Annotated in this window: 18 protein-coding genes and 1 tRNA gene; 6 read left to right on the top strand and 13 right to left on the bottom strand. The window is 74.3% G+C overall.

Annotated elements, in window-relative coordinates; genetic code table 11:
- Nucleotides 1-410 precede the first annotated feature (410 nt).
- Nucleotides 411-689: a hypothetical protein gene (locus tag MNY60_RS19300; protein WP_242340312.1), complete on the top strand. Its 279-nt coding sequence runs from the start codon at nucleotides 411-413 to the stop codon at nucleotides 687-689.
- Between the two features lie 9 nt (nucleotides 690-698).
- Nucleotides 699-774 (top strand) — tRNA-Ala (locus MNY60_RS19295).
- Between the two features lie 62 nt (nucleotides 775-836).
- On the opposite strand, the gene MNY60_RS19290 is transcribed toward MNY60_RS19295, so the two are convergent.
- The 3 genes from MNY60_RS19290 to MNY60_RS19280 form a co-directional block, all read right to left on the bottom strand.
- The gene (locus MNY60_RS19290; RefSeq protein ID WP_242361492.1) at nucleotides 837-2,081 is read right to left on the bottom strand and encodes a PLP-dependent aspartate aminotransferase family protein; all 1,245 of its coding nucleotides are present in this window, start codon (nucleotides 2,079-2,081) and stop codon (nucleotides 837-839) included.
- Between the two features lie 216 nt (nucleotides 2,082-2,297).
- Nucleotides 2,298-3,671, bottom strand: a complete 1,374-nt coding sequence (locus tag MNY60_RS19285; protein WP_242361490.1) for a glycosyltransferase family 4 protein — start codon at nucleotides 3,669-3,671, stop codon at nucleotides 2,298-2,300.
- Nucleotides 3,672-3,679: 8 nt separating this feature from the next.
- Nucleotides 3,680-4,918: a glycosyltransferase family 4 protein gene (locus MNY60_RS19280; protein WP_242340315.1), complete on the bottom strand. Its 1,239-nt coding sequence runs from the start codon at nucleotides 4,916-4,918 to the stop codon at nucleotides 3,680-3,682.
- Nucleotides 4,919-5,030: 112 nt separating this feature from the next.
- Between MNY60_RS19280 and MNY60_RS19275 the strand changes: the two genes are divergently transcribed.
- Nucleotides 5,031-6,275 carry a glycosyltransferase gene (locus MNY60_RS19275; protein ID WP_242340316.1) on the top strand — a complete coding sequence of 415 codons (1,245 nt, stop codon included), beginning with the start codon at nucleotides 5,031-5,033 and terminating at the stop codon, nucleotides 6,273-6,275.
- A gap of 39 nt (nucleotides 6,276-6,314) precedes the next feature.
- Here the strand turns inward: MNY60_RS19275 and MNY60_RS19270 are convergent, their stop codons facing one another.
- Nucleotides 6,315-7,316, bottom strand: coding sequence for an NAD-dependent epimerase/dehydratase family protein (locus MNY60_RS19270; protein WP_242340317.1), 1,002 nt, complete (start codon nucleotides 7,314-7,316; stop codon nucleotides 6,315-6,317).
- A 120-nt stretch (nucleotides 7,317-7,436) separates the two neighbouring features.
- On the opposite strand from MNY60_RS19270, the gene MNY60_RS19265 reads away from it, so the two are divergent.
- From MNY60_RS19265 to MNY60_RS19255, 3 genes are all read left to right on the top strand, one after another.
- Nucleotides 7,437-8,855, top strand: coding sequence for a pyridoxal-dependent decarboxylase (locus tag MNY60_RS19265; RefSeq protein WP_242361488.1), 1,419 nt, complete (start codon nucleotides 7,437-7,439; stop codon nucleotides 8,853-8,855).
- 111 nt (nucleotides 8,856-8,966) lie between these two features.
- Nucleotides 8,967-10,241, top strand: a complete 1,275-nt coding sequence (locus tag MNY60_RS19260; RefSeq protein WP_242361486.1) for an ATP-grasp domain-containing protein — start codon at nucleotides 8,967-8,969, stop codon at nucleotides 10,239-10,241.
- An 85-nt stretch (nucleotides 10,242-10,326) separates the two neighbouring features.
- Nucleotides 10,327-10,905 carry an RNA polymerase sigma factor gene (locus MNY60_RS19255; protein ID WP_242340320.1) on the top strand — a complete coding sequence of 193 codons (579 nt, stop codon included), beginning with the start codon at nucleotides 10,327-10,329 and terminating at the stop codon, nucleotides 10,903-10,905.
- Between the two features lie 33 nt (nucleotides 10,906-10,938).
- On the opposite strand, the gene MNY60_RS19250 is transcribed toward MNY60_RS19255, so the two are convergent.
- The 9 genes from MNY60_RS19250 to MNY60_RS19210 form a co-directional block, all read right to left on the bottom strand.
- The gene (locus MNY60_RS19250; protein ID WP_242361484.1) at nucleotides 10,939-11,529 is read right to left on the bottom strand and encodes an LUD domain-containing protein; all 591 of its coding nucleotides are present in this window, start codon (nucleotides 11,527-11,529) and stop codon (nucleotides 10,939-10,941) included.
- The gene (locus tag MNY60_RS19245; RefSeq protein ID WP_242340322.1) at nucleotides 11,522-12,928 is read right to left on the bottom strand and encodes a lactate utilization protein B; all 1,407 of its coding nucleotides are present in this window, start codon (nucleotides 12,926-12,928) and stop codon (nucleotides 11,522-11,524) included. Before MNY60_RS19245 ends, MNY60_RS19250 begins: the two co-directional genes overlap by 8 nt.
- Complete coding sequence (locus MNY60_RS19240) at nucleotides 12,925-13,668, bottom strand: (Fe-S)-binding protein (RefSeq protein ID WP_242361481.1); 744 nt, start codon at nucleotides 13,666-13,668, stop codon at nucleotides 12,925-12,927. Before MNY60_RS19240 ends, MNY60_RS19245 begins: the two co-directional genes overlap by 4 nt.
- Nucleotides 13,669-13,717: 49 nt before the next feature.
- A complete protein-coding gene (locus MNY60_RS19235; RefSeq protein WP_242340324.1) occupies nucleotides 13,718-15,538 on the bottom strand; it encodes an L-lactate permease in 1,821 nt (606 codons plus the stop codon).
- Nucleotides 15,539-15,653: 115 nt separating this feature from the next.
- Nucleotides 15,654-18,566: an FAD-binding and (Fe-S)-binding domain-containing protein gene (locus MNY60_RS19230; protein WP_242361478.1), complete on the bottom strand. Its 2,913-nt coding sequence runs from the start codon at nucleotides 18,564-18,566 to the stop codon at nucleotides 15,654-15,656.
- Nucleotides 18,567-18,946: 380 nt separating this feature from the next.
- Nucleotides 18,947-20,320, bottom strand: a complete 1,374-nt coding sequence (locus tag MNY60_RS19225) for a CUAEP/CCAEP-tail radical SAM (seleno)protein (protein ID WP_242361477.1) — start codon at nucleotides 20,318-20,320, stop codon at nucleotides 18,947-18,949.
- Nucleotides 20,321-20,377: 57 nt separating this feature from the next.
- Entirely contained in the window at nucleotides 20,378-20,656 is a 279-nt protein-coding gene (locus MNY60_RS19220) for an oxidative damage protection protein (protein WP_242340326.1), read from the bottom strand.
- A gap of 178 nt (nucleotides 20,657-20,834) precedes the next feature.
- Nucleotides 20,835-21,041, bottom strand: a complete 207-nt coding sequence (locus tag MNY60_RS19215; protein WP_011985757.1) for a helix-turn-helix domain-containing protein — start codon at nucleotides 21,039-21,041, stop codon at nucleotides 20,835-20,837.
- A 272-nt stretch (nucleotides 21,042-21,313) separates the two neighbouring features.
- Nucleotides 21,314-22,063, bottom strand: a 750-nt coding sequence (locus MNY60_RS19210; RefSeq protein ID WP_242361475.1) for a molybdopterin molybdotransferase MoeA, incomplete at its 5' end; no start/stop codon positions are given.

Here is a 22,063-nt window from a genome sequence, read left to right as displayed (position 1 = left end):
CGGGGCGGGGCTGGGCCGCGCCGCGCGCCGGGGCGGCGCGGCTCGGGGCAGGGCGTGCGCGGGGGGGCGCCGGGTCGTCTGCCCTCGAGGGGGCGGGCGCGGAGAGCAGTCCGGCGACGAGCACTGCGATGAGGGAGCGCATGGGCACCTCGCCTCCCAGGGTAGCAACGGGGGTGCCACGGGGAGGCGGAGCAGCGCTCGCCGGGGGCCCGCGGATCGACGTGTTCTGGAGGGTCGCGCCGGGCCGCGCGGACGCGAGGTGACGCTGCCGCGGCACGGCGTGAATCCGGCGCCCGCACCGCCTCGGGAGGGCTCCGCGCGTCACGCGTCAAGACGTCCTTGACGCCGCCCGCGCCGTCGCGCTAATGACTGCGCTCCCTCGCGGTCACCAGGGCCGCGGGGGGCGAGAGGTGCAGCCGGTCAGGTTCTTCGAGACGCTGCGAGATCGGGTCGTCCTCCGCTCGCAGATCGGGAAGCGGAAGCTGGATCGCTCCGCTACCCGTCGAGCGCTGGACCAGGCCTCTCGGGAGCTCGGCGAGCGCTTCGCGGTGCTCGTCCGGATGGGTCGGGCGGAGGTCCCCGGCGAGCTCACGGTGTTCCTGGACGCGGTGCGACTCCTCGAGGAGAAGCTCGCGGGGCAGGAGAAGGAGATCGCGGAGCTCGAGGCCGAGTTCCCGCGACGAAAATAGAAGACCTTTGGGCCCGTGGCGCAGCTGGGAGCGCGTCTGAATGGCATTCAGAAGGTCACCGGTTCGATCCCGGTCGGGTCCACCAACTCCCTGAAGTGAGACGGGCCGTCAGGACATCCTGACGGCCCGTCGCTTTTTCCGCGTCGCTCAGGCCAGCTCGAGCGCTTGCGCCAGGTCGTCCACGAGGTCGGCCGGATCCTCCAGCCCGACCGAGAGGCGGATCATGGCGGGGCCGAAGCCGGCCTGGAGCTTCTGCTCCGGCGTCATGTCGGCGTGCGTCATCGACCAGGGATGCTCGATGAGCGTCTCGATCCCTCCGAGGCTCACCGCGAGCCGCATGTGCCGGACGGCGTCGAGCACGCGGTAGGCCTCGGCCTCGCCGCCGTGGACGTCGAAGCTGACCACGCTGCCGGCGCCGCTGCACTGCTGCTTCCAGAGCGCCACCTGGCGCGCGCCCATCTCCTCGAGGCCCGGGTAGTAGACCCGCTTCACCTGGGGGTGGCCCCGCAGCAGCTCCACCAGCCGCCGGGTGTTGGCCTGCTGCTGCTCCATGCGCAGCTGGAGCGTGCCGAGCGAGCGGGTGATGAGCCAGGCGGTGTCCGGATCGGACATCGATCCCATGATGGTCCGCGTGGCCCGCACGGCGTTGATGACGTCGGCGCTCCCCATGGCCAGGCCGGCCACGAGATCCGAGTGGCCGCCGAAGAACTTGGTGGCCGAGTAGAGCACCACGTCGGCGCCCAGCCCGAGCGGCTGCGAGAAGATCGGCCCGAGGAACGTGTTGTCGATGAGCACCTTCACCTTACGTCCGCCCGTGGAGCAGCGGTCCGCCACGCGCCGCGCCGCGGGCACGTCGCAGAGCTCCATGGTCGGGTTGGCGGGCGACTCGAGGTAGATGACCCGGGTGCTCGGGTGAGACTCCGCCACCGCCGCCAGCTCGGCCTCGGTCGCGCCGGCCGGGAACGGCACGGTCCGGATGCCGAACTCCGGGAGCAGCTTGCGGAAGAGGTACTCCGTGCCGCCGTAGATCGGGTCGGAGAAGAGGAGGGTGTCTCCGGGGCGGAGCAGCGTGAGGCAGGTCGAGGAGATGGCTCCCATCCCCGAGGAGAAGAGCGCGGCCGACTCGGCGCCGTCCCACGCCGTGACCCGGTCCTCGAGGATCTCGCTGTTGGGGTTGTTGACCCGCGTGTAGATGAGCGCCGGGCTCTCGCCCTGCTCCCGCTGGCGCAGGCCGTAGGCGAGCTCGAAGGCTCGCTTGCCCTCGACCGCCTTCTTGAAGATGAACGTCGAGGTGCGGAAGAGCGGCGGCACCGCGGCGCCCTCGGAGCGCTGCGGCTCGTAGCCCTTCTCGAAGATCAGCGTCTGCGGCGACGGCGAGCGGCGTGCGGGCATGGTCGGGTTCTCCCGGGCGGGCATCCTCCGATGGGCTGCCCCGCGGCGATAGAGCCCCGTTACGGGCCGTGGAGGCGCACGCGTGGTCGAGCGACCTCGCTCCCGCGGGCTCGTCCCTGGCGGGCGCAGGCGTGCCGGAAAGGCGGCTCTGGCCGAGCCGGTGCCGGCCCTTCCCACGACGCCGCGCGGCATCCCCGCGCCGCAGCGCGCCACGCCCTAGGCGCCGGGCGTGACGGTGCGCGGTGCGCCCGCTTCCGCCCGGACGGCGGGACGGGCGAGGGAGATCGGCTCGTCCGGCGGCTCGGCGGAACGCGGGACGGTCTTCCTCGGCCGCCGCGCCGCGGCGCCCCCGACGAACGGCGCGAACAGGCGGAGGAGCCGCTCGCCGTTCCGCGCGAGCGTGAACTCGCGGAGCACCGCGCGGCGCCCGGCGAGCCCCAGCTTGCGCGCGAGGGTCGGGTCCCCGACGAGCCGCTCGATCGCGTCCGCGAGCGCCGCGGCGTCGCCCGGCTCGACCACGAGGCCCGTCTTCCCGTCGCGGACGAGCTCGGGGATGCCGGAGACCCGCGTCGAGACGACGGGGCAGCCAGCGGCCATCGCCTCCATGAGCGCCACCGGGATCCCGTCCATCATCCCGGCCGCGGTGACGACGCTCGGGTGCACGAGCACGTCCGCCGAGGCGAGGAGCGCGCGCACCTGGTCCTGCGGCTGCCCGCCGAGGAGCTCGACCTCCCCGAGCTTCAGCGCCGCGATCTGCCTCTCGAGGGCGGCGCGCTCGGGCCCGTCGCCGACGAGGACGCAGCGGAAGGCGACGCGGCGCTCGCGGAGGAGCGCGCACGCGTCCACGAGGTGCCGGTGGCCCTTGTAGTCGCGCAGGCCCGCGACGCAGGCGATGACGGCCGGCCCCCGGCGCGCGGGCTGCGCGCGCGGCTGGAAGCGGGCGGGATCGACGCCGCAGCGCACGACGGAGGTCTTGGCGGCGGCCTCCTCGCCGTACAGCTCGCGCAGGAGCGCGCGGTTGTACTCGGAGATCGTGACGACGAAGCGCGCCTCCCGGACCTTCTCCTCCAGCATCGCGCGGTCGAGGTAGAGGTCGTGCGCGTGGGCGGTGAAGCTGTAGCCCGTCCCGGTGAGCTCCTTCACGACGAGCGCCGCGAGCGCGGGGTGCGTCGCCCAGTGGGCGTGCACGTGCGCGTGGCCGCCCGCCTCGACCTCCCGCGCGATGAACGCCGCGCGCGGCACGACCACGAGGGCGCGGGCGAGGAAGCCCGGCGAGCGCAGGTTGCCGCGGATCGCGCGCGCCCAGGCGCGCAGGTAGGCGCGGGGCTTCCGGCGCAGCCAGTGGAGCTGCGCCGCCGCGACCTCACGCGAGAGGCCGCGGTGGTAGCGCGTGTGCGCGAGCATCTCGTCCGCGCCGGGGTGCATGGGCCCGGGCGCGGCGCCGAGGAGCGGGTAGACGTCGATCTCGAGCCCCCGGCGGCGGAGCTCGAGCATCTCGTGCAGGATGAAGGTCTCGGTCGGCGCCGGGAACCAGGACATCAGGTACGCGACGCGCCCGCGGCGCCGCGGCTTCGGCTCGGTGTGGGGCATCCGCTCTCTCATCCCCCGGCGGCGGCCGGATCCCGGCGGAGCCGCGAGTAGACCTCCAGGAAGACCTCCGCGACGTGGTCGAGCCCGTAGCGGGCGGCGACCTCCTCGCGGGCGGCGCGCGCGCGCTCCTGCGCCGCCGGATCGCGGAGCGCCTCCACGAGCGCGTCCGCGAGCGCGCCGGGACGCTCCGGCGGCACGAGCCGCCCGGTCACCCCGTCGCGCAGCACCTCCGCGGACCCGCCCACCGCGGTGGCCACGACCGGAACGGCGCACGCCATCGCCTCGAGGAGCGCGACCGGCATCCCCTCCGTGCGCGAGGGCAGCACCGCCGCGTCGGCGGCGCGGAGGAAAGGCGCGACGTCGGCGACAGGGCCCGGGAGCGCGAGCGAGGTCTCCACCCCCTCGCGCCGCGCGAGCTCCTCGAGGCGCGCGCGCTCGGCGCCGTCGCCCAGCATCCAGAGCCGCGCCTCGGGCAGCCGCGCGACGACCCGCGGCCAGGCCCGGGCGAGCACGTCCACGCCCTTCTCCGGGGAGAGCCGGCCGGCGTACACGACGAGCGGTCCAGCGGGGAGCCCGAGCGCGCGGCGCAGCGCGGCGCGCTCCTCCGCCGCGGCGGGCCGGAAGCGCTCGAGGTCCACGCCGTTCGGGATCGAGAGGATGCGCTCGGGCGGCACGCCGGCCGCGCGGAGCTCCGCGTGGATCGGGCCGCTGATCGCCACGAAGGCGTCGGCGCGCGCGACGGTCGCGCGGAGCCGCAGCCGGCCGAGCGCGGTCGCGGAGAGGACGCCCACGTCGCCGATGGCCCCGCACGCGTGGGGGTTCAGGAGGATGGGCGTACCGGTGAGCGCCGCGAGGAGGAGCGCGGCGGAGGAGGGCGAGAGGAGCTGGTGCGCGTGGACGACGTCGACGCGCGGCCGCAGCGAGGCGACGCGGCGCGCCGCGGCGACCACGTAGGCCAGGGTCGCGAGCGGCCCCGGCGCTCCCGGAGGCGCCCCGACGCGGTGGACGTGCAGGCGGCCCTCCACGGCGTGCGCCGGGCAACCGGGCGAGCGCCGCGTGACGACGTGGACCTCGGCGCCCCTCGCGGCGAGCGCCCGCGCGAGGGAGAAGGTGTGGCTCTGGATGCCGCCGACGGACGGAGGGTAAAGGCTCGTCAGGATCGCGACGCGCGGCGCCGGCCGCGGCGCTGCGGTCGCGCTCGACGGGGCCTCCCCCTCCAGGGATGCGTAGACTTCTCCACGGAGCATGTGTCTGCCGACATGAACGCTCGGCTGCTGACGCCGCGAAAGGAAGGACCATCTTCGGGAAGGGCAGGCCGTGGATCGCGTGCCGAGAATTCATCCGTGAGGGGGACCGCCGTTGCGAATCGCTGAGATCATCAACTCGTTCGACATCGGCGGCGGCGAGGTGCAGCTGCTCGAGCTGGTGCGGGGCCTCATGAAGAGGCATCGCCTCTCGGTGCACGCCCTCGAGCTCCGCGGACCGCTCCTCCCGCGAGTGCAGGGGCTCGGCCTCACGCCGGAGGGGCATCCGCTCGGCGGCTCGCTCGCGAGCCGCAGGGCCCTCCGGGCGGTCGGAGAGCTCGCGCGGGCGTTCCGGCGCGACGGGGTGCAGGTCGTCCACGCCCACGACTTCTACTCGGCGTTCGTCGCGGTGCCCGCGGCGCGGCTCGCCGGCGCGGGCGTGATCGTCGGCCGGCTCGACCTGGGCCACCTCCAGAGCCCCGCGCAGCGCGCGGTCCTCGCGGGGCTGTCGCACGCGGCCGACGCGGTGATCGTGAACTGCGGCGCGATCTTCGACCTCGTGATCGGCGACGAGCGCGTGCCGCCCGACCGCGTCTCGCTCGTCCGGAACGGGATCGACCTCGACGCGTTCGACGCGGCGCGCGCCGCGCGGCTCGCGCTGCCCTTGCCGGACGTGCGCGGCCGCCCGGTCGCCGTGATCGTCGCGAACATGCGCCACGAGGTGAAGCGGCAGGAGGACTTCCTCGAGGCGCTCGCCATCGCGCGCCGCGAGCGCCCGGACCTGGCCGCGTTCCTCGTGGGCGAGGGCGACCGCGTGGACGGGCTCATGACGCTCGCGTCGCGGCTCGGGCTCGACGGTCACGCCTTCTTCCTCGGCCGGCGCCCCGACGTCCCGGCCGTGCTCGCCCGCGCGACCCTCGGCGTCCTGTCGTCCGCGCAGGAGGGGCTCTCGAACGCGGTGATCGAGGGGATGGCGGCGGGGCTGCCGATGGTGGTCACCGACGCCGGCGGGAACGCGGAGCTCGTCCGGCACGGCGAGCGCGGGCTCGTGGTGCCGGTGGGTGCGCCCGCGGCGCTCGCGGCGTCGATGCTGCAGGTGCTCGCGGAGCCCGCCCGTGCCAGCGCGTTCGGCGAGGCGGGGCGGCGGTTCGTGGAGGAGGCGCTGTCCGTGGAGCGGATGGTGGCCGAGCACGAGCGGCTCTACCGGCGTGTCGCGGCCGAGCGGCCCGGCCTGGCGCGCTCCGTCGCGCGCGCGGGCGGCGGCGCGCGTCAGGTCGCGACGGGCGGCCTGGGAATCCTGCGGCACCGCGCCGTGACGCGCGCGCAGGCCGGCGAGCGCTCCGCGGGCCAGGCCGGCTGACGCCGCCCGACCCTCCCGCGAGGGGCGGACTCGAGCGCGTCAGGCGGTGGGGCCGACGCCGGGCGCGGCCAGCGCTCTCTCCACGTCGCGCCGCGAGTAGCCCTCGGGCCTGTCCGACGGCGGGTGGGAGAGGAAGCTCGCCACGATCTTCCCGAGGTAGATCTCGAGCGGCTCGTGGCGGAAGCCGAGCTCGTTCCAGGCGCGGCTCGGGTCGACGAACGACATCCAGCGGCCGCTGAAGGGCGAGACCCGCAGCGGGTCGAGGCCGGCGGCCCGGATTCGCTCCGACGGGATCGCGACCACGTCCGCGGCGCTGCCGAGGTGGTGGCGGAGGAGCGCCATGAGCTCGGCGAGCGTGGGCGTCTCCTGCTGCGCCACGTTGTAGGCCTTCCCGAAGGTCTCCTTGCGGCCGAGGAGCTCCACGAGGAAGCGCGCCACCTCGCCGCCGTAGACGTGGCGGACGCGGTGCTCGCCGCCGTCGGGCAGGATGACCGGGCCGCCGTCCACGAGCCGCCACAGGTACGACTCCATCCGGCGGTGGTAGTCGCGCTCGCCGTTCACCATCGGGATGCGCACGCGCGTCGCGGGGAACGCGCTCGCCGCGACGAGCGCGTCCTCGCAGGCGCGCTTGCCGAGGCCGTAGTCCCAGTCGGCGAGGTCGGCCGGGTCCGCCGGGCGCGCCATCACCGGCCCGTCGTAGTCCTCCTCGCGCGCGGGCGCGGGCGCCCCCTCGCGCACGAGGTAGACCTGGCCCGTCGAGACCATGACGTAGTGGCCGCAGTCGCGGAACAGCTCCGTCGCGCGCCGGCCGTCTTCGCCGGTGAACGCGGCGAGATCCACGACCGCGTCGAAGCGGCGGCCCTGGAGGAGGCGGCCGAGATCGCGCGAGGTGCGGTCCGCGACGATCCGGTCCACGCGCCCGCCGAACGGATCCGCCAGGCGGCCGCGGTTGAGGAGGGTGACCTGATGGCCCGCCGCGAGGAGGCGGAAGCCGAGGAGCCAGCCGACGAACCGGTTGCCGCCGATGACGAGGACGTCCACGCTTCAGTCCCTCCGCGCCCGTACCTGCCCCCGCCCGCGGGCTCGCGTCAAGGAAACTGCGCGTCCGAGGAGCGCCCCCGGCCGTCGCGGAGGCGCCCGCGATCGGGCAGACTCGGGGTCATGACCCCCGAAGAGTTCCGCAAGCTCGGCCACGCGCTCGTCGACTGGGTCGCCGACTACCGCGAACGGCTGCCGTCCCTGCCCGTCATGAGCCCCGTCGCGCCCGGCGCCATCCGCGCGCGCTTCCCGGCGGAGCCGCCCGCGGAAGGTGGCCGGCTGGCCGAGGCGATCGCCGCGCTCGACGACGCCATCCTCCCCGGCATCACTCACTGGAATCACCCCGCCTTCTTCGCCTACTTCCCCTCGAACACGAGCCTCGCCTCCGTCCTCGGCGATCTCGTCGCGGCCGGCCTCGGCGCGCAGGGGATGAGCTGGCAGACCTCTCCCGCGGCGACCGAGGTGGAGGAGGTCGTGATGGGCTGGATCCGCCGGATGATCGGGCTCCCGCCCGAGCTCGTCGGCGTCGTGCAGGACACCGCCTCCACCTCCACGTTCACGGCGCTCCTCTGCGCCCGGGAGCGGGCGAGCGGCTTCTCGCAGAACGGGGCGGGCCTCCAGGCGGGAGCGGCGCCGCTCGTCGTCTACGCCTCGGACCAGGCGCACAGCTCGATCGAGAAGGCGGCGCTGCTCGCCGGCTTCGGCAAGGCGCACCTGCGGCTCGTCGGGACGGACGACGCGCACGCGCTCCGGCTCGATCTCCTCGAGCGCGCCATCGCGGAGGACCTCGCGAGGGGGCACAGGCCGTGCGCCCTCGTGGCCGCGACCGGCACGACGGCCACGACCGCGCTCGACCCGGTGGCCGGCATGGCCGAGCTCGCCGAGCGCCACGGGATGTGGCTGCACGTGGACGCCGCGCTCGCGGGCACGGCGATGGTGCTGCCGGAGTGCCGCTGGATGTGGGCGGGCGTGGAGCGCGCGGACTCGATCGTGTTCAACCCGCACAAGTGGATGGGGATCGGCTTCGACTTCAGCGCCTACTTCGTGCGCGACCCGCAGCACCTCGTGCGCGTCATGAGCACGAACCCGTCGTACCTCCGGACCGCGCACGACGCGGTGGTGAACAACTTCCGCGACTGGGGCATCCCGCTCGGCCGCCGGTTCCGCGCGCTCAAGGGCTGGTTCCACCTCGTGGACGAGGGCGTCATCGCGATGCAGGCCCGCATCCGCCGCGACCTCGCGAACGCGCAGTGGCTGAAGGAGCAGGTGGACGCCACGACCGGCTGGGAGCGGCTCGCGCCCGTGCCGCTCCAGACCCTGTGCCTGCGCCACGTCCCCGGAGGCGCCCTGGACGAGCGGGCGCTCGCCGAGCACAACCTGGGGATCGCGCGGCGGGTGAACGACGGTGGCCGCGCGTACGTGACGCCGAGCGTGCTCAAGGGAAAGCAGATGATCCGCGTGTCGATCGGCGCGACCGGCACGGAGCGCGCCGACGTCGAGCGGGTGTGGGCGGAGCTGAGGGAGGCGGCGGGGAGGCGCTGAGGGCGAGCCGACCGGCGGCAGCGAGGGCCGAGCGCAAACTCGACCCCGACCCCGACCCCGACCACCTCTCCCGGTTGCCCGCCGCCCCGCTCCGTCGCATAACTCCGCGCGATGAAGACCCCCGCGGGCGAGCTCCTCCTCCTGGTGCCCACCACGAGCTACCGGCTCGACGACTTCCAGGCCGCCGCGCGCCGGCTGGGCGTGCCGCTCGTCGTCGGAAGCGATCTGTGCCACCGGATCGAGGACGCCTTCGGCGCCCAGCCGGATCTCATCCCGCTCGATTACCGCCGGCCGGAGCGGGCGGCCGAGCAGATCGTCGAGGCGGCGGCGCGGCGGCCGATCCGCGGGATCGTGCCGGCGAGCGATCCCACCGCCGTCATCGCCGCGCTGGCGGCGGAGCGGCTCGGGCTGCCCCACAACCCGCCGGAGGCCGCGCGGCGGGCGGCGAACAAGCACGCGATGCGAGCGGCGCTCAGGGCGGCGGGCGTACCCGTGCCGGAGTTCGCCCTGCACGACCTCGACGGTGATCCGGAGGCGGCGGCGCGGTCGAGCCCGTACCCGTGCGTCCTGAAGCCGCTCATCTTCTCGGCGAGTCGCGGGGTCATCCGCGCCGACGATGCGGCCGGGTTCGTGGCGGCCTGGCGGCGGATCGCACGGCTCCTGCGCGACACGAAGGCGGAGCGGCGCCCGCGCGGCGAGGACGAGGCGCACGAGGTGCTCGTGGAGGCGTTCGTCCCCGGCGCGGAGGTCGCGCTCGAGGGGCTCCTGCGCGGCGGGACGCTCGAGGTGCTCGCGCTCTTCGACAAGCCGGATCCGCTCGACGGCCCGTACTTCGAGGAGACCCTGTACGTCACGCCGTCGCGTCACCCGGCCGCGCTCCAGCGCGAGGTGGAGCGGGTCGTCGCGGACGGAGCGCGGGCGCTCGGGCTCCGCGAGGGCCCGGTGCACGCGGAGCTGCGGCTCTCCCCGGCCGGCCCGGTGGTCCTCGAGATCGCGGCGCGCTCGATCGGCGGGCTCTGCTCGCGCACGCTCCGCTTCGGGGCCGGGTTGACGCTCGAGGAGGTCCTCGTCGCCCACGCGGTGGGGCTGCCGCTCCAGTCGATCCGACGAGAGCAGCGCGCCTCGGGCGTGATGATGATCCCCATCCCCCGGCGCGGGATCCTCCACGCCGTGCATGGCGTGGAGGCGGCGCGGGCGGTGCCGGACGTCGTCGACCTCGTCGTGACGGCCGAGGTGGGGCGCGAGGTGGTGCCGTTGCCCGAGGGCGAGGCGTACCTGGGCTTCCTCTTCGCCAAGGCCGAGTCGCCGGCCGCGGTGGAGGCGGCGCTGCGCGAGGGGCATCGCCGGCTGGAGCTCGACATCCGCGCGCCCCTGCCGACCGTCTGAGCGCCCGGCGGTCCGTGCGCCCCGACGGGGCGCCGGGGACATCACGGATTCCTCTGCACGGCAGCCATCATATCCTCGACGGTGCGTGGGACCCGGGGGACGGCTCGAGCAGAGGACGCGGGAACTGCTCGCCGCGGACGACGTGCGGGGCGCCGCCACCGAGGTCCTGCGCGAGCTGGGGCCGCACGTCCTGCGCTATCTCCGATCGATCATCCGGGACGAGGACGACGCGCGCGACGCGTTCTCGGTGTTCGCCGAGGACCTCTGGCGCGGGCTCCCGGAGTTTCGCTTCGAGGCCCCCCTGCGAAGCTGGTGTTACCGGGTGGCCTGGCACGCCGCCCTCCGCGTCCGGAACGACAGCTACCGGCGGCACGGCCGGCGGCTCGAGACGGGGGAGGCCTCGGCGCTCGCCGCCGAGCTCCACACGACGGAGCCCCGCCTCGAGGGACAGCTCCGCTCGCTCGAGGCGCTCCGCGAGGCGCTCTCCCCCGAGGAGCAGTCGCTCCTCGTGCTGCGGGTGGATCAGCAGCTCCCGTGGGAGGAGGTGTCTCTCGTGCAGCTGGGAGACGCCGACCCGAGGAGCGTCGCGACGCTCCGGAAGAAGTTCGAGCGGCTGAAGGAGCGGCTCGCGCGGCTCGCGCGGGCGCGGGGCCTCATCGACTGACGACGACCACCGGCCGACGACGACTACCCCGCCTCAGCCGACGACGAACACGGTGCAGGAGCGGGCGCCGTGCGCGCCGATGACGAGCGCCTGCTCGATGTCGGCGGTCTTCGACGGGCCGGCGATGAAGAGGCCGTAGCCGCGCGGCAGCGCCGCCACCCGCGCGCAGGCCTCGTGCATGTCGTTCACGATCTCCGAGGCGGGGACGACGAGCGCGAGGTGCTGCGTCACCACGAACACGGCGCGGTCGTGGAGCGACGCGCCGGACACCCACACCGCGCCGTTCTCGGCCACCCCGAAGACGCCCGGCAGCACCGCCAGGTCGATGCCCTCGAGCTCGTGGGGATCGCCGAGCGCGTCGAGCGCCACGTTCCCCGGACCGGCGTCCGTCACTGCCGAGGCGACGCGCTTCGCGCCGAGCCGCTCCGCGAGCGCCGCCACCTCCGCGGCGAGCGCCGCGCCGGTCGCGACCCGCACCGCGGCGCCGGCGACGGCGACGACCGCGGCCTCGAACTGCGCGCGCCGGTCGGCGAAGGGGGCGGCGAGGCCCCCCGTCTCCGCGCGCTCCGCCGGCGGCGGCGCCGCCGCGCGCAGCCTCTGCAGGATCTCTTCCCGGCTAGACACGCGGCCTCCGCTCCTTCCGGTAGAGCTCCCGGAAGCTCTGCGCCGGCATCGGCGGCAGCTCGCGCTGTCGTCCCCAGACGTTCCAGCGGGCGTAGAGGACGCCGCGCGGCAGGTGTCGCCCGAGGAAGCGCGCCACCGCGCCGGCGACGAGGTAGGCCAGCTTCGTGCGCAGCACGAACGCGGCGAGCCGCATGCCGAGCCGCTTCGAGGCGGGCTGTGCGCCGCGCTCGGCGAGATCGCGGCGGCTCCCGAGGATCTGCTCGTGGAGCGGGATCTTCACCGGGCACACGTCGTCGCACGAGCCGCAGAGGCTGGAGGCGAAGGGGAGCGACGCATGGGCGTCGCCGCCGCGCGCGCTCGCGAGGACGATCCCGATGGGCCCGGGGATCGTGTACGTGTAGCTGTAGCCACCGCTCCGCCGGTACACGGGGCAGGTGTTCATGCACGCGGCGCAGCGGATGCAGTGGAGCGCGCGGCGGTACTGCTCCCTGGCGAGGAGCGCGCTCCGCCCGTTGTCGACGACCACGACGTGCAGCTCGCCGCCGCGCATCGGGCCGAGGAAATGGGTGGTGTAGGTGGTGCAGGGCTGACCGGTCGCGGACCGCGCGAGGAGCCGCAGGAACACGGCCAGGTCCTCGAGCCGCGGGATGACCTTCTCCACGCCCATGCACGCGATGTGGAGGGGCGGGAGCGAGGTGCCCATGTCGGCGTTGCCCTCGTTCGTGCAGACGACGATCCCGCCCGTCTCGGCCACCGCGAAGTTCACGCCGGTGAGCCCCGCCTGCGCCGCCATGAACCGCTGGCGCAGGTGGCCGCGGGCGGCCTCGGTGAGGCGGGTCGGGTCGGCGAGCCCCGCGGGCGTGCCGATCTTCTCGTGGAACAGCTCCCCGATCTCCTCCTTCTTCTTGTGGATCGCCGGCATCACGATGTGCGACGGCGGCTCCTTCGCGAGCTGCACGATGCGCTCGCCGAGATCCGTGTCCGTCACCTCGATCCCGCGGGCCTCGAGGTACGGGTTCAGGTGGCACTCCTCGGTGAGCATCGACTTCGACTTCACGAGGCGGGTCACGCCGCGCTCGGCGAGGAGGCGGTGGACGATCGCGTTGTGCTCGTCGGCGTCGCGCGCCCAGTGGACGACCGCGCCCGCCGCCGTGGCGTTCCGCTCGAACTCCTCGAGGTAGTCGGCGAGCCTCGACTGGGTGTGCGCCTTGATGCGCGAGGCCACCTCGCGGAGCCGCTCCCACTCGGGCACGGCCGACGCGGCGCGGTCGCGCTTCGCCCGCACGAACCAGACCGCCTGGTCGTGCCAGTGGACGTGGGGTTCGTCCCGCAGGAAGGCGGCCGCGCGCTGCGCGTGGTCGGCCCCGCCCGACCGGAGCACCGGGAGCGAGTCGCTCATGGCATGGCCTCCGCGAGGACCTCGGCGACGTGCCGGAACGCGAGGGGCGCCTTCGCCCGCCGCGCGAGGCCATCCATGTGCATCAGGCAGGACACGTCGGTGCCGGTGACGATCTCGGCGCCCGCCCTCACGTGGTCGGCGATCCGGTCGCGCCCCATCATGCAGGAGACCGCCTCCTCGACGACGGCGAACGTGCCCCCGAACCCGCAGCACTCGTCGGCGCGCGCGAGCGGCACGAGCTCGATGCCCTCGAGCGAGGAGAGGAGGCTCGCGACCTTGCTGTAGCGCGCCTCCATCAGCTCGCTGGCGCTGCCGAGCCGGAGCTCACGCAGGCCGTGGCAGCTCTGGTGCAGCCCGACCTTGCGCGGGTACCGGCCGGCGATGCGCCCGAGCCCGAGCACGTCGGTGATGAACTCGCAGAGCTCGTAGGTCGCGCGCTTCACGGCCTCGAGCCCGGGCGCGCCGGGGACGAGCGCGTCGTAGTGGTTTCGCACCATCGACGCGCAGCTCCCGGACGGGCAGACGACGTGCTCGAACCCGCCGAACACCTCGAGGAAGCGGCGCGCGAGCGGCGCCGCGTCGGCGGCGAAGCCGGCGTTCGCCATGGGCTGGCCGCAGCAGGTCTGCTCCTCGGGGTAGACGACGTCCACCCCGAGCTTCTCGAGCACGCGCACGGTGGCGAGCCCGACCTGCGGGTAGAGCTGGTCGACGTAGCAGGGGATGAAGAGGGCGACCTTCACGTGGCCTCGGGCGGAGGGGCGGCGAGCGCCGCCCCTCGGCGGTGGGGGGTCACTTCGGCGGCGGCACCGGGATGACCCCGGGGAAGACGTAGGCCTGCAGCATCGCGATGATCCCGATGAACGCGGCGAGCGCGATCGAGTGCCACCAGACGGTGCGGAAGATCGGGCCGAGCGCGTGCGTCCGCTCCTTCGGGCTCTCGTAGCAGGCGGCGCACGCGACCATGATCGACTGCGCGTCGATCATCTTGCCCATCACGCCGCCCGTCGAGTTCGTCGCCACGATGAGGATCTCGTTCAGCTTCAGCTGCTGGGCGGTGATGCGCTGGAGGCTCCCGAAGAGCGCGTTCGAGGCGGTGTCCGAGCCGGTCAGGAAGACGCCGAGCCAGCCGAGGTAGGCGGCGAAGAACGGGTACATGAAGCCCGCCTTCGTGAACGCGAGCCCGAGGACCGCGTCGGTGCCCGAGTAGCGCGTGAGGTAGCCGAGCCCGAGCACCTGCCCGATGACGAGGACCGGGATCTTCATGCGGTGGAGGGTCCGGCTCGTGGCGTCCTTCCACTGGGCCGCGGTCATGCGGAGCGCGAGGCCGGAGAGGATGGCGGCGACGAACACGCCGGTGCCCGCGGCCGAGAGCCAGTTGATGGTGAACCGCGCGGCCTCGGGCTTGGCGTTCGGCAGGGCGACGGGGGGCATGCGCTGCACGAGGTTGTGGAGCGCGGGCATGTCCCAGCCCGGGAGCGAGAGCGTGCCGCTGAACTTGGACCCGAGGAGCGTCGTCGAGAACTTCGCGTCGGCGAGGAGGTTGTTGAGGAACGCCTTGAACGACGGCATGCCCCAGAGCGCGCACGCGGCGATGAGGATCGCCCACGGCAGCCACGCGTAGACGGTCTGACGGACCGTGTAGGGGTACTCCCACGAGTGGTCGGTCGTGTCGCGGCCGGCCGCCCCGACGCTCGCCGCGGCGGCGCGCGCGCGCGCCTCGCGCTCGGAGCGCAGGAGGAAGCGCGTCTTCGGGTGCCACACGAAGCGCAGGAAGAGCGCGGTGCAGACGACGGAGAAGACGCCGGAGACGACGTCGGTCATGAGGTGGAACGAGTTCGTGCCGGAGGCGAAGTACTGCATGATCGCGAACGAGGCGCCGGAGACGAGCGTCGCCGGCCAGACCTCGAAGGCCTCCTTCCACGTGCCGCCCTCCATCTTGACGAAGGTGACGACGAGCCAGAACGGGACGAGCAGCGACGCGAAGGGGAGCTGGTGGCCGGCCATCGCCGAGAGCGTCACCTGATCGAGGCCGCTCACCGCCGCGAGCGTGACGATCGGCGTGCCGATCGCGCCCCACGCCACGGGGGCGGTGTTCGCGAGGAGGTTCAGCACCGCGGACTGGAAGGGGGAGAAGCCGAGGCCGACCATGACGGCGCCCGCGATCGCGACCGGGGTGCCGAAGCCGGAGGTGCCCTCGATGATCGCGCCGAAGGAGAAGGCGATGAGGAGCACCTGGAGGCGGCGGTCGAACGAGATGTGGATGATCGACTCCTTCACGATCTCGAACTTCCCGGTGATCACGGTCATCGTGTAGAGGAACATCGCCGCGAGCACGATCCAGATGATCCCGAGGAAGCCCGAGAGCGACCCGTACGCGAACGCGGAGACGGCCGAGGTCACCGGCATGCCGAACGGGAGGCACGAGACGAGGAAGGCCGCGATGACGCCGTAGAGCGCGGCGTACGGCGCCGCGATGCCGAGGTGGCGCCGCCCGAGCTCGTCGCGGTGCGGGTGGAGCGCGATGAAGTACAGCAGGGTCAGGATGGGGATCGCCGCCACGAGCGTGGAGAGGAAGGCGTTCCCCAGCGGATTGTAGTTCTGGTGGTACATGCGGTTCCCTCCCGCGCGATGACTGCCTGGTGGGTGCAGACGAGGGCTGCTTGCAGCTCCGTGACGATCGAGGTGGCCGCCGCGAGGCCGCCGGGCGGCGTGGTGGAGGACGGGGTCACGAGGGCGTCTCCTCCGACGGCGCGGCGGCGGTGCCGAGGGGCCCGCGCGCCTCCGGGAGTCGGGCCGCGGACGGCGTGGACGCGCAGCGGTCGACGAGCACGGCGAGCGACCGGTAGGGGACGCCGGCGTGCGCGGAGAGGCCGATCTCGCAGGTGCGCGAGGACGAGTACCCGGCCCGGCACTCCGGGGGCAGCGCGGCGGGCAGCGCCGCGAGCGCGGACGCGTTCAGCTCCGGATGCGTGAAGCCGCGATCTCCCGCGAACCCGCAGCACCCCACGCCCGCGGGGACCACCACCCGCTCCGCGCACGCGGCGGCGACGCGGCGGTAGGTCTCCGAGAGCCCCGCCTTGACCGCGCTGCACGTGACGTGGAGCGCGACGGGCCCGGGCTCGCGCGCGAGCGAGAGGCGGGGGAGGAGGAAGCGATCGATGAACTCGACCGGGTCGAAGATGGCGAGCGATCCGGCGACGAGGTGCTTCATCCGGTAGGCGCAGGGGCTCGTGTCGAAGAGGATCGGGAGCTCGCCGCCCTCGCTCGCGGCCAGGAGCGCCGCCTCGAGCTCGCGGCCCTTCCGCTCCGCCTGGGCGGGGAAGCCCTTCGACTCGAAGGGCATGCCGCAGCAGAGGTCCTCCATCCGGTCCGGGAAGACCACGTCGCAGCGGGCCTTGGCGAGGAGCGAGGAGAGCGCGGCGTAGACCGGCGGGGCCTCGTCGCCGCGCGCGGGCCCCATGGTCCGGGCGACGCAGCTCGGGAAGTAGACGACGCGGAGGTCGGCGCCGGTCGCGGTGGGGGCGAGGCGCGGCCGGACGGGCCGCGGCATCGCGGTGCTCCAGAGCGGGAGCCTCCCCAGGCTCGCCCGCCGCGCCCCGCGCGCGAGGGCGCTCATCGCGGTGGTCCCGAGCACCGCGTGCGCCGCGTTCGCGACGCCGAGCGCCGCGCGCGCGACCGAGCCCACCACCGCGAAGTGCTCCGCGGCCGCGGTCGCCGCCGCGCCGTCCTCGGCGTGCCGCTGCGCCCGGAGCCACTTCGTGTGCGCGCCGGTGTCGATCGCGACGGGGCAGGCGGTGGCGCACAGGCCGTCGGTCGCGCAGGTCTCCTCGCCCATGTAGGCGTAGTCCGCCTCGAGGCGCCGCAGCCGCTCGGGGTCCTCGGCGGTGACGCGCAGCCGCGCGATCTCGCGCTGGACCACGATGCGCTGCCGCGGCGTCGTCGTGAGCTCGCGCGACGGGCAGCGCGGCTCGCAGAACCCGCACTCGATGCACCGGTCGATGATCGGGTGCGCGCGCGGCAGCGGCTTCAGCGCCTTCAGGTGGGCGCCCGGGTCGCCGTTGATGATCACGCCGGGGTTGAGGAGCGTCCCGGGGTCGAAGAGGGCCTTCACGCGCCGCATGAGCCCGTACGCCTTCGCGCCCCACTCGAGCTCGACGTACGGCGCGATGTTGCGGCCCGTCCCGTGCTCCGCCTTCAGCGAGCCGTCGTACTTCCTCGCGACCATCTGGCAGACGTCGTCCATGAAGCGCGCGTAGCGCGTCACCTCCTCGACGTCCCCGAAGTCGGGCGTGAAGACGAAGTGCAGGTTCCCGTCGAGGGCATGCCCGAAGATGATCGCGTCCCCGTAGCCGTGCTCCCCGAGCAGCCGCCGCAGGTCGAGCGTGCCCTCCGCCATGCGCGCGATCGGGAACGCCACGTCCTCGATCACGACGGTCGTGCCGACGCGCCGCGCCGCGCCGACCGCGGGGAAGAGGCCGCGCCGCACGTCCCAGAGCCGCTCGTACTCCGCCTTCACCGGCGTGAACCTCACCGGGTAGAGCGCCGGGACGGGCGCCATCCGCAGCTGGCACGCGGCGATCTGCTCCTCGAGCGCGGCGGCGGAGCCGGCGCGCGTCTCGATGAGCAGGGCGGCGGCGCCCTCCACGAGGCCGCGCAGCTCGGGCGGCATCCCCGGCTTCCCCTCCACGGCGCGCAGGGACGCGCGATCCATGAGCTCGACGGCAGCGACCGGGCCGCCGGCGAGGAGCTGGGTGGCGCGAGCCGCCTCGCCGATGTCGGGGAAGAAGGCGAGCGCGCTGGCCTTGTGCGGCTGCTCCTCGACCGTGCGGTAGGTGATCTCGGCGATGAAGGCGAGCGTCCCCTCCGAGCCGACGAGGAGGTGCAGCAGGATGTCGATCGGATCCTCGAAGTCCACGAACGCGTTGAGCGCGTAGCCGGTCGTGTTCTTGATGCGGAACTTCTCGGCGATGCGCGCGCGGAGCGCGGGGTCGGCGCGGATCTCGTCGCGGATCTCCGCGAGGCCGCGCACGAGCTCGGGGCGGGCGCTGGCGAGCCGCGCGCGCGACTCGGGGTCGGCGGTGTCGAGGGCGGTCCCGTCCGCCAGGACCACCTTCATGCTCTCCACGGTGCGGTAGGTGTTCTGGGCCGTCCCGCAGCACATGCCGGAGGAGTTGTTCGCGGCGATGCCGCCCACCATGCACGCGCCGATCGAGGCGGGGTCGGGGCCGAGCTTTCGCCCGTACGGCGCGAGCGCGAGGTTCACGTCGGCGCCGATGACGCCGGGCTCGCAGACGACGCGCGTTCCCCCGTCCAGCACGGAGAGCCCGCGGAAGCCCCCCGCGACGAGCGCGAGCACGGAGTCGGAGATGGACTGGCCCGAGAGGCTCGTGCCCGCCGCGCGGAAGGTCACGGGCAGCCCGAGCGCGCCGGTCTCGGAGAGGAGGCGGGCGACCTCGTCGGCGGACCGGAGCTGCACGACGAGCTTCGGGATGAGCCGATAGAAGCTCGCGTCCGTGCCGAACGCGAGGCAACGGAGCGGATCGGCGATGATCCGATCGCCGGGGAGGTGCACGGCGAGGATGTCGTGGAGCCGCCGGTACGGCCCGGGCAACGTGCGGATGTCCTTGCGCTCGGCCATGAGTCTCGAGACTCCAGCACCTCCGGTCCGCCCCGCCTCGCGGCAAGTGGGCGACCGGCGCTCCGCGTCGTGCGTCCGGTCGTACGCACGGGTTGATCGGTATGCCAAGAAATGGCGACCCCGTGCGCGGTCCGGACGGGGCCGCAGGAGCGCCGCGCCGCGTCACGCGCGCGCCGCCGCGCGTCACGGAGACGCGCCCGGAACGGGATCCTCCGCCCCAGGCGGGCGGGTGGGCCCCAGGCGGCAGGGCTCGAGCCCGCCTGCTCTCGCGACGGCGTCAGGGGAGGCGCGACTCCCGGTCGAGGAGCTCGGCGCGGGTGCGGCGCCGCGGTGTGAGAGGGTCACTCGAGCGGAGCCAACTGCCCCGCGGTGGGCTCAGCTCAACAGAACCAGGACTCGGTGAGGCGCGGCACCCGCCGCTGGTCCGGGGCGAGCACGCGGACGTGGCCATGGGGTCGCCCGGCCGAGGCGAGCGCGAGCGCCTTCACCCGGGCGACCGTCGCGAGGGGAGGCTCGCCCGAGGTCGACCCGGCCGCCACCTCCGCCGCCACCCGCGCCTGCAGCGAGTCCATGCGCGGGTCGGGGTGGCGCCAGCGCCAGGTGAGCCCCGCGGCGTCGAGCCCGTCGAACGGGATGCTCGGCTCGCCCTCGAGCAGCGAGCCCGGCGGGACGAGCAGCCGGATCGAGAGCTGGACGGGGTCGAGGTTCTGCATCCACCCGCGCGCCTCGAGGAGGTCGAGGAGCTCCAGGTAGTCGTCGAGCGTCGCCCAGGGGGTGAACGGGAGGAGCGAGGGGCGCAGCGGCACGCCCGACGCGGCCGCGAGCTCGAACGCGGCGAGCGCGTCGGCCCGGGTGTGGCCCTTCGCGAGCCTGGAGAGGACCTCGTCGGAGAACGACTCGACCGCGGAGGTCACGAACAGCGCCCCGTGCCCGGCGAGCTCGCGGAGCGCAGCCGGCGCGCCGAGGAGGTGCTCGACCTTGGCGGTGAAGTCGAACGTGAGCGCCGGGAAGCGGGCGTGGATCGCGCGCGCGACGCGGAGCGCGTGCGCGGGGCCGTTCAGGAAGTCCGGATCGCCGAAGGTGACGTGCTCCACGCCCTGCGCCACCTGGCGGGCGACGTCCTCCACGACCGCCTCGACGGGGACCGCGAAGAAGCGCCCGTCGTAGACGGCCGGGAGCGGGCAGTGCCGGCAGCGGTGCTTGCAGCCGCGGCTCGCCTCCGTGTAGCCGGCGAGGCGGAGCGCGCCGTCGGCCCCTGCGAGCCGCGCGTAGCGCTCGGGTGGCGGGAGCCCCTCGCGGCTCGGGACGGGGTAGTCGAGCCGGCGCCGGAGCGCCGCCGCGCCGCCGCGCTCCACGAACCGGTCGAGCGGCGCGCCCTGCTCGATCGCGCGCGCGAGCAAGACGAGCTCCTCGTCGGACTCCCCGCCGAGCACCGCCGCCGCGCCGGCGGCGACGAGCAGGTCGGCGTTGAGGGGCGCGTAGACCCCGTGGAAGCAGAGGACGGCGCCGGGGGCGAGGGCGCGGATCCGCGCCGCGGCCTTGAGGCCGAGCACGAGCGCGGTGTGCATCGGGACCGACAGCGCCACGAGCCGCGCGCGCCGCACGCGGGCGGGGTCGAGGCGCTCGACCGCGTGGTCGCGCGCCGCGGGCGCGAAGCCGGCGCGCTCCAGGAACGCCTTGGGGAGGGCCACGCCGTGCGGCGCGTGCCCGAGCTCGTAGGTGGAGACGAGCAGGATGTCGCCGGGAGAGCGCACGCGGTGCACCCGTGACCGAGCCGCCGGAACGGCCCGGACGCGTCGAGACGATCCGCGCTAGCCCTTCGAGCGGGGCGGGCGGTAGTCGGGCGGGAGCTGCGCGCCCTCGCTGAAGAAGAACTGCTCCGCCTGCTGGTACAGGATCTCGCTCGTCCGCGGATCGGCGGGCGAGAGCCGGTACTCGTTCATGATCATCTTGAAGTGCTCGAGCCAGAGCTTCCAGGCGTCCTGCGAGATCGAGTCGTAGATCCGCTGCCCGAGCTCGTTCGGGAAGGGCTTGAAGGTGAGCCCCGGCAGCTCCTTGCCGAGCTTCTTGCACATCACCATGCGAGCCATTCCGTCTCCTTGCCCCGAGGGTTCGTAAGAGGCGAGGAACATAAGCGATCTCCCGGCGGGATGCACGCCTGCACGCCAGGGTGAGGGCGGGCGCCGCCGTCGCGGCGCCCCCATGCGCCGCGGCCCCGGCGAGCGCACGTCGGGCGCTCGGTCGGGGCCGCGAACGGGGCACGGAGGTTCAGGAGAGGAGGGACGTCGGCGAGACCGCCAGCGCCTTCGCGAGCGACTCCAGCGTGTCGAGCGGCGGCGTGCGCTGCCCGCGCTCGAGCATCGAGATGTACGAGACCGAGAGGCCCGCCTTGGCGGCGAGGGCTTCCTGGGAGAGCTTGCGGCGGAGCCGCTCGCTCTTGAGGTTCACTGCGAACTTGTCTGCGAGACCTGGCATCTGATTGCGACTCCTGCGAGCTGCCCCCCGAGGTGAGTTGCGGAATCCGCAAGGCAACTTTGCGCGTTCCGCACCGAGAGCAATACCACCATGAGCGCGGGGTGGCCAGAGATGACGTCGAGAGGAACTGTCCCCCGTCCGCGCGACCCGGGGAAGAAAGTCGAAGCCCGGCGCGTGGCGCAGTCAGCGGTCGCGCGGAGCGCGGGGCGAGGCGCTTCGCGACGCTCCGCGCGCCCTGCGCTCGCGGCTTCGCACCGAGTGAAGCTCCCCCATCATGGCTCGGGGGGAGCCTGTAGGAGCACGGTCTCGACCTCGGCGCCGCGGGCCAGCCGCGAGCGCCCGGCAGGCAGCACCACCAGTGCATCGTGGCCCGCGACCGAGGTGAGGTGGCCGGAGAGCTGGGTGCGGAGCGGCTCGACGACGAGGCCGCCTGCGCGCCGCCGGACCCGAGCGCGCAGGTACACCGTGAGCTGGGCCGGCTTCTCCTGCGCGGCGGCGAGGCGGGCCCTGACGGTGGTCCGGCCGCTCCCGGGGAGGCCGGCGAGGGCGCGGAGCGCGGGCCGGGCGAACAGCTCGAACGTCACGAGCGCGCTCGCCGGGTTGCCCGGCAGCCCGAACACCGCCGTGCGATCCCACAGCCCGAAGGTGAACGGCTTCCCCGGCCGCATCGCGACCTTCCAGAAGTCGAGCCGGGCCCCGGCGCGCTCGAGCGCGGCGCGGACGAGGTCGCGCGCGCCGACCGAGACCCCGCCCGTCGTGACGAGCGCGTCGAGCCCGCGCGCCGAGCGGAGGGCGCGGGCGAGCGCGTCCGGCGCGTCGCCGGCGATCGGGAGCAGCAGCGGATCGCCGCCCGCCTCGCGCACCGCCGCCGCGAGGGCGGGGCCGTTCGACTCGTGGATCTGCCCGGGCCCGGGCGCGCGGCCGGCGGGCACGATCTCGTCGCCCGTGGGCAGGATCGCGACGCGGGGGCGGCGATGAACGGCGAGCTCGCTCCGGCCGAGGCCGGCCGCGCGCCCCACGAC

This window comes from Anaeromyxobacter sp. SG17, assembly GCF_022690695.1.
Lineage (GTDB): Bacteria > Myxococcota > Myxococcia > Myxococcales > Anaeromyxobacteraceae > Anaeromyxobacter > Anaeromyxobacter soli.
Note: the sequence above shows the minus strand (reverse complement) of the source record. Positions and strands in the feature narration are given on the sequence as shown.